The organism is Amycolatopsis sp. NPDC058340, assembly GCF_042723975.1.
GTDB lineage: Bacteria > Actinomycetota > Actinomycetes > Mycobacteriales > Pseudonocardiaceae > Amycolatopsis.
The window spans coordinates 64,016-70,388 of the sequence record NZ_JBHXIB010000039.1 but is presented as its reverse complement, the minus strand read 5'-3'; the positions used below and the strand labels follow the sequence as shown (position 1 = coordinate 70,388).

Below are 6,373 nucleotides of genomic sequence, written 5' to 3'. Positions count from 1 at the left end.
TACCCCACCCCGCCCATCACCCGCCCTACGCCCCCCACCCCCCCCCGCCCCGGGGGGCTGGGCCCCAACCCGCGCTTCATCAGGTCAGGGGACGGAAGCCCACACGCTCCGCGTCGGCGGCGGTCCGGAACCAGACCTCGGCGACCATCTTCGGGAACTGCGGCGAGTCCTCCGTGCAGTACCGCAGAGCCGTCACGCTGGCCTTGACAGCGAAGTCGTCGGCCGGACGGCCACCACCCGGCCGCGGCATCGCCGAACCGGGACCGAACGGGCCGGGCGGGACGGACTCGGCCACCGGGGCGGAGACCTGCCGCGCGGGCGGGGGCTCCGGCGCCGGCATCGCGTCGCCCGGCTGGACGGCCGGCTCGAACAGCGAACCGCTCTGCCCACCGGACAGCTCCGGCTCACGACGTTCGATCGCCCGCATCGACGGCTGGATCGGCTGCGGCGGCTCGAAACCACCGCGGACCGCGCCGCGCGGGGTGCGCTTGGGAAGCACCTGAGTGGCTTCGGCGGGCGTCTCGGGCTCCGAGTCGAGGAGACCGGCCTTCGCTTCTTCGTCCGACCCGAAGGCGTAGGCGGGCGGATCGTGCAGCTCTTCTTCCCGCTCGAACCAGTTGGTCTCGACGGGCGCCTGTTCCGTCTCCACGCGCGACGCGGGGCTGAACAGCGACACCGGCTCGGGCTGCGTCTCGGCGCCTTCGGGGTCCAGCTGCATTTCCAGACGGGACCGGTACGGCCCTTCGCCCGGCAACGACGGCTGGGGCTCGGGTTCCGGCTCCGGCTCGAGGTCCAGCTTCGACGCGGGCTGGAGGTAGTCGGTCGCCGCGGCGACGTACGGGTTCTCCGGCTCGGGCTCAGGCTCGGGTTCCGGCTCCGGCAAGGCCGCCGGGATGAACTGTGTCCGCTCGGCCGCGGGTTCCGGGTCGGGCTCCGGCTCCGGAACCGCGTCGGCCGCGGTGCGGTACTCGGCCTCGTACTCTTCTTCGGGCTCGAAGGTCTGCGTCGGGGCCGGAGGCTCCGGCTCCTCGGCGACGTCCTGAACGGCCTTCTCCTCGGCGGGCTCCGTCCACTGCTGGGCGGGCTCCTGCTCGGTGAGCGTCTCGGGATACGCGGGCTTCGGCTCTTCGGCCGCCGCGAACTCCTCGTCCAGATCGTCGTGCGACGGCTTCGTGAGGTACGCGGTCCCGCCGGCGACGGCCGCGGCACCCGCGCCGAGGCTCACCCCGGCGGGCAGCCGGGACGTCTCGGCGTGCGCGGTGGTCAGTGAGCTTTCGAGCTCACGGATGCGCTTGCGAGCCGGGATCACCAGCACCAGCCAGGTGAGCAGCGCGCCGACGACGAACGCCAGCAGACTCCACAGCCAAACCTGTCCGAAAATGGACATCTAACCTGCCCTTTGTCAATGCGTTCGCGCGACCAGGTAGTCGGCGACCGATTCGCAGGCGTCCCGGGCGGGCGACGCGGGCAGCGCCGCGAGCTCGGCACGCGCCCGACGAGCGTAGTCGGAAAGAGTTTCGCGTGCGCGTTCGAGTCCGGACGAGGCCCGCAGCAGGCCGAGGGCCTCGGCGACGAGCTTGTCGTCGGAGATCGGGCCCGACAGCAGCTCGACCAGGCGCGGATCGGTGGCCGGGTCGGCCAGCGCGTACAGCATCGGAAGCGTGCGGACGCCTTCGCGCAGGTCTGTGCCCTGCGCCTTGCCGAGCTCGTCGGAAGCGGACGCGATGTCGATGACGTCGTCGGAGATCTGGAACGCCGTCCCGATGATGTCGCCGAAGCGGCGGAGCGCGTCGATGTAGTCGTCGGGCGCGCCGGACATCATCCCGCCGAACCGGCCGGAGGTGGCGATCAGCGAGCCGGTCTTCTGCGCGATGACTGTGAGGTAGTGCTCGACGGCGTCGTCACCGTCGGCCGGGCCGACCGTCTCGCGCATCTGCCCGGTGACCAGCTCGCCGAAGGTCTCGGCGATGATCCGGGCCGCGTCGGTGCCGAGGTCGGCGACCAGCCGCGAGGCGTGCGCGAACAGGAAGTCGCCGGTCAGGATGGCGATGGTGTTGTCCCAGCGGGCGTTGACGCTTTCCGCGCCGCGGCGCATCGTCGCCTCGTCCATCACGTCGTCGTGGTACAGCGTCGCGAGGTGCACCAGCTCGACGGCCGCGGCGGCGGTGACCACCTGGTCGCCCTGCTTCGGCCCGAACTGCGAGGCCAGCAGCGTGAACAGCGGACGGAAACGTTTGCCACCCGCCTCGACCAGGTGCGAAGCGGCGTCCTCGACGGCCTTGACGTCACTGCGGACGACCTCGCGAAGCAGGGTCTCGACATCGGCGAGACCGGCCGCGAGGGTGCGCAGGAGCTGCTCGTCGGCGATCTGGAGTCCCACGGACGCGCGCAGGTCCTCGATGGCACCACCTGGGGCAGGTGAAGACACAGACACGTCGGCTCCGCTCTCTTTGACACCGTTCGGGGTTGCTCCCAGCGTAGTGGCTACCGGCTGAGGCCTGTTGACGTGCTGTCCTGCGGAAACGGTGACGAAGATGACACCCCCGCCGAGTATCCCGCCCGCGTCGGCGCGAACAGGTCAGCGGCGGCGGATCTTGATGTCGTCCATGCAGGTCGCCTTGCCCGCGACGTCGCGGTACGGATAGCCCTTGGCGTCCAGCAATTCCATGACCTTCAGCTCGGCTTCGTCGAGCACGTCGCGCTCTTCCTCGCCCCTCAGCGTGATGCGGAACGTGAACGCGCCGAGGTGCGCGCTGTAGGTGAGCAGGCCGTCCTCGGTGAACCCGATCGCCTGATGGTCGTTCAACTCCGCGAGGAGCCGGGCACGGGTGTCGGCGTCGGGATGGTCGAACTTGCCGTTGACGAGGACGCGGTAGGTCGGCATACGCCCGAATATACAGACCTGTATCCGGATACGAATCCGAATATCCAACGGGTGTCCATGATCCACGGTCGAGTGAAACGACCGCCACGTGCGCAACGGGCGAATCCGACACGCAGATAGTGATGACAAAGGAAGAACGGCCAACCGGCTCGCTCTCCGTCACGTGAGGAGGACGTGGAAATGCGCATCACCATCGCAAGCCGGGCCGGCCTGGTCGGCGTGCTACTGCTGGCGGGTCTCGGCGCCGGAGTGGCTCCGGCCGCCGCGTCGAACCCGGCCGGAGTGGCCTCGCTCGGCTCCGCCGCCTTCACCAAGGGCACCTCGGCACCGATCTCGATCACCTCGCTCGCCGACTGCGCGGTCGAGGGACCGACGAGCAACTCTTCCGGGGTCGTGACCAGGACCGGGATCACGTTCGGTGGCGGCACGACGACCTGCACGACCACGGTCGTCGATCCCGAGAACGACGTGACCACGACGAAGTCGGAGGCGAAGGGGCAGAACTTCGAGCTGTCGGCACTGGTCTCGTCGAGCGGACCGCGGATCAAGATCAGGTCCTATTCGGTCAGCTGCACGGCGACCCAGACCAGCACGAACGCGAGCTGGACCTACGGCGGCGCGACCGGGCTCGGCACCCTGCCGTCGCCGGTGCCGGTCGGCTACGTCAAGCCGATCACCAAATCCAACGGCACGCTGCTCGCCGAGGCGATCTTCAACGAGCAGACCTTGCCGGGCGACGGCAGCATCGGGCTGACCATGCTGCGGATCAAGTTCGCCCCGGGCTCGAACATCACCGGCGAAGTGGTCGTCGGGCGCACGGCCTGCTCTCCCACTCCGTAAGCCATCCCGCCGGGAAAGGGGCGTCCGGAACCTGCCGGGCGCCCCTTTTCCATTCTGGCTTATATAAGCCTCTGCTGATATCTTGGCGGCAGCCGAGCAAAGGAGGGCACCGATGGTCGACGTGACCAGCCAGATCGACTCCGTCCAGCACAAACTGGGCAACCGCGTGATTGAAGCGGGCGAGGCGGTGACGGCGACCGTCAGCCAGGTCTACGACACCGGCCTCGACGACCTCTGGGACGCCTGCACCAACCCCGAGCGCATCCCGCGCTGGTTCCTGCCGGTCAGCGGCGATCTGCGCGTCGGCGGCAAATACCAGCTCGAAGGCAACGCGGGTGGGACGATCGAGCGTTGCGACCCGCCGAAGAGCTTCGCGGCGACTTGGGAGTACGGCGGCGACGTCAGCTGGATCGAGCTTCGGCTGAGCCCCGAAGCCGACGGGCGCACCCGGTTCGAACTCGACCACACCGCGGTGCCCAACGAGCACTGGGACCAGTTCGGGCCGGGCGCGGTGGGCATCGGCTGGGACATGATGCTGAACGGGCTCGCGCTCCACCTCGAATCCGGCGAAGCAGCCGATCCCGAGGCGGCCATGGCCTGGATGACCAGCGAAGAAGGCGTGCGGTTCATGACGCTGAGCAACGAGGCGTGGTACGAGGCCGACGTCGCCAACGGGACGGACGCCGCCACCGCCCGCACGCGCGCCGACGCCACCTTGGCCGCCTACACCGCGCCGCCGGAGAGCTGAAGGTCTTCGGCGAGTTCGGGAGCGCGAAGCAGGTCGATGAGCTCGTCGTCCGCCCGGAACACGGCGCGGGCTCCGGGCATCCCCGCCTGCCGGAGCATCGCGTGGAGGACGTCGGCGTGCGGCTGATCGAGCAGGGTCCAGACCATCGCGCGCCGCTTCACCTCGTCCCCCAGTTCGCGCGCGGCCCACCAGCCCACGACGAGCGCACTCACCTGGTTGACCGCGGTTTCCCGCCCCCGCGCCAATTGCGCGCGGTTCAGCCCGCACACCTTGATGGTCTGCTCGCCCTTCACGGTCAGCGCGCGATAGGTCCCGATCGACAGCACCAGGAACAGGTGTTCCAGCGGATCTTCGGCGGTCGGATCGACGAGCAGGCTGTTGCCGTCTTCGTCCACCGGGAACAGGTCACGTTTGTGGTGGCTGTTGCAGTATTCGCAGGCGAGCAGGTGATTGAGCCAGTCGAAGGCGCGGCCGGGGTTCCTCGCGATCGGCTCGAAATGGTCCACAGTGGACCCGAGGCCGTCGCCGCAGTACATGCAGTAGCCGCGACCGGCGGCCATGACGTCCAGTCCGGCCCGCAAAGAACGCCGTACGGCACGGGAAACGCGCCAGAGTCGCCGGGCTTCTTTCGTGTCACCGGGAGGGATCCGCGCGGTCAGCTCTTCGAGATCGGCCACCACCTGCCCCGGCAGCGCGATCCGGCGGATCCCGATCACCGATCGTCGGCCTCGAACCGCCTGGCCACCTCGTCGACCCGGCTCGGCGGTGAACTGCTCAGCATGCCGCGCAGGCGTTCCCATTCCCGGACACCGTTCGCGTCCGCGCGGCCTGAAGCCACCTGGAATTCGAGCTCGGCGAGATGCTCCCGCAGTTCGACCGCCTGCGGCGAATAAGGCGTGTCCAAGCCGAAAAGGTCGGACAGCACCGCGTCGTCCCCGGAGCCGAACACGACCCGCTCGTACAGCTCCTCGGAGACCACGCGCGGCGGAACCTCTTCGTCGGGCCCGGAAAGCCGGATGAGCCCGCCAGGGTCGGCGGCCTGGCAGACATAGGGGCTGTGCGTGGTCACGATGAACTGGATCCGCGGGAAATGCGCCTTGAACCACGGCCCCATGCGTTTCTGCCACGACACGTGGAGATGCGCGTCCACCTCGTCGATGATCACGACGCCGGGGCTCTCGTGATCGAGGCCGGCGCCGTGGAGTTGCTTGAGCAGGTCGACCACGAGCGCGGTCACCGTGCGGTAGCCGTCGCTCATCTCGCGCAGCGGGAACCGGTCGCCGCGGTATTCGACCCAGAGCCCGTCCGAATCGACGTCCCGGATCCGGTAGCCGCCGGGCAGGAGACCGTCCCCGAGGATCTCCAGCGCCTTGTCCTTCAGCTCACGCGCGCCCGCTTTTCCTTCCAGGGCACGGAGATGCTGATTGATCAACCAGGTGACACCCTCGGCGAGCGAGGCGTCTTCGTGGAAGAGGCTGGCCATCCGCGCCAGCGACCCCGCGCCGCGCATCCACGACTCGGCCTCGCCGCTGCCGCCCGCGAGCCGCCGGAACGGCCCGTACGCCGCGCAGAACGGCTGGCCAGGGGGAAGCCCGGAGATCGGCAGCAGCCCGGAGTCGAGCCAGCGGACCTCGACCGGCGCCGGCCCCTCCTCACGCATGACCGAAAGCTCGATCGACCCGGAGGTCTGATCCGTCGAGATCCAACTGCCCGCGTCCGACAACAGCCCCCACGCGACGTCCGGCGCCGCCGCGACCGCGATGGCACGCAGGAGCGAGGTCTTGCCGGAGCCGTTGCGCCCCGCGAGGACCACCCAGCCGGGGCCGGGCAGCCGCAGGTCGACGGCGCGGGCGCCGCTGAAGCCGCGGATGTTCTCCAGCCGGACCCGCTCGATGTACATG

7 protein-coding genes are annotated in these 6,373 nt (G+C 69.4%); 2 read left to right on the top strand and 5 right to left on the bottom strand.

The features are described 5' to 3' along the window. Positions 1–79 precede the first annotated feature (79 nt). The 3 genes from ACFWIW_RS31450 to ACFWIW_RS31440 all read right to left on the bottom strand — a co-directional run bounded on the left by ACFWIW_RS31450 (position 80) and on the right by ACFWIW_RS31440 (position 2,884). Complete coding sequence (locus ACFWIW_RS31450) at positions 80–1,387, bottom strand: hypothetical protein (RefSeq protein WP_378371801.1); 1,308 nt, start codon at positions 1,385–1,387, stop codon at positions 80–82. Positions 1,388–1,402: 15 nt separating this feature from the next. After that, positions 1,403–2,428: a polyprenyl synthetase family protein gene (locus ACFWIW_RS31445; RefSeq protein WP_378371802.1), complete on the bottom strand. Its 1,026-nt coding sequence runs from the start codon at positions 2,426–2,428 to the stop codon at positions 1,403–1,405. A 150-nt stretch (positions 2,429–2,578) separates the two neighbouring features. After that, the gene (locus ACFWIW_RS31440; RefSeq protein WP_378371800.1) at positions 2,579–2,884 is read right to left on the bottom strand and encodes a DUF6204 family protein; all 306 of its coding nucleotides are present in this window, start codon (positions 2,882–2,884) and stop codon (positions 2,579–2,581) included. A 180-nt stretch (positions 2,885–3,064) separates the two neighbouring features. On the opposite strand from ACFWIW_RS31440, the gene ACFWIW_RS31435 reads away from it, so the two are divergent. Then, a complete protein-coding gene (locus ACFWIW_RS31435; protein ID WP_378371799.1) occupies positions 3,065–3,724 on the top strand; it encodes a hypothetical protein in 660 nt (219 codons plus the stop codon). Positions 3,725–3,836: 112 nt separating this feature from the next. Next, positions 3,837–4,472, top strand: a complete 636-nt coding sequence (locus ACFWIW_RS31430; protein ID WP_378371798.1) for an SRPBCC family protein — start codon at positions 3,837–3,839, stop codon at positions 4,470–4,472. Here ACFWIW_RS31430 and ACFWIW_RS31425 read toward each other — a convergent pair. After that, complete coding sequence (locus ACFWIW_RS31425; protein WP_378371797.1) at positions 4,448–5,188, bottom strand: HNH endonuclease; 741 nt, start codon at positions 5,186–5,188, stop codon at positions 4,448–4,450. The two genes, ACFWIW_RS31430 and ACFWIW_RS31425, sit on opposite strands and share 25 nt — an antisense overlap. Further along, positions 5,185–6,372, bottom strand: coding sequence for an AAA family ATPase (locus tag ACFWIW_RS31420; protein ID WP_038520041.1), 1,188 nt, complete (start codon positions 6,370–6,372; stop codon positions 5,185–5,187). Before ACFWIW_RS31420 ends, ACFWIW_RS31425 begins: the two co-directional genes overlap by 4 nt. Position 6,373: the final 1 nt, after the last annotated feature.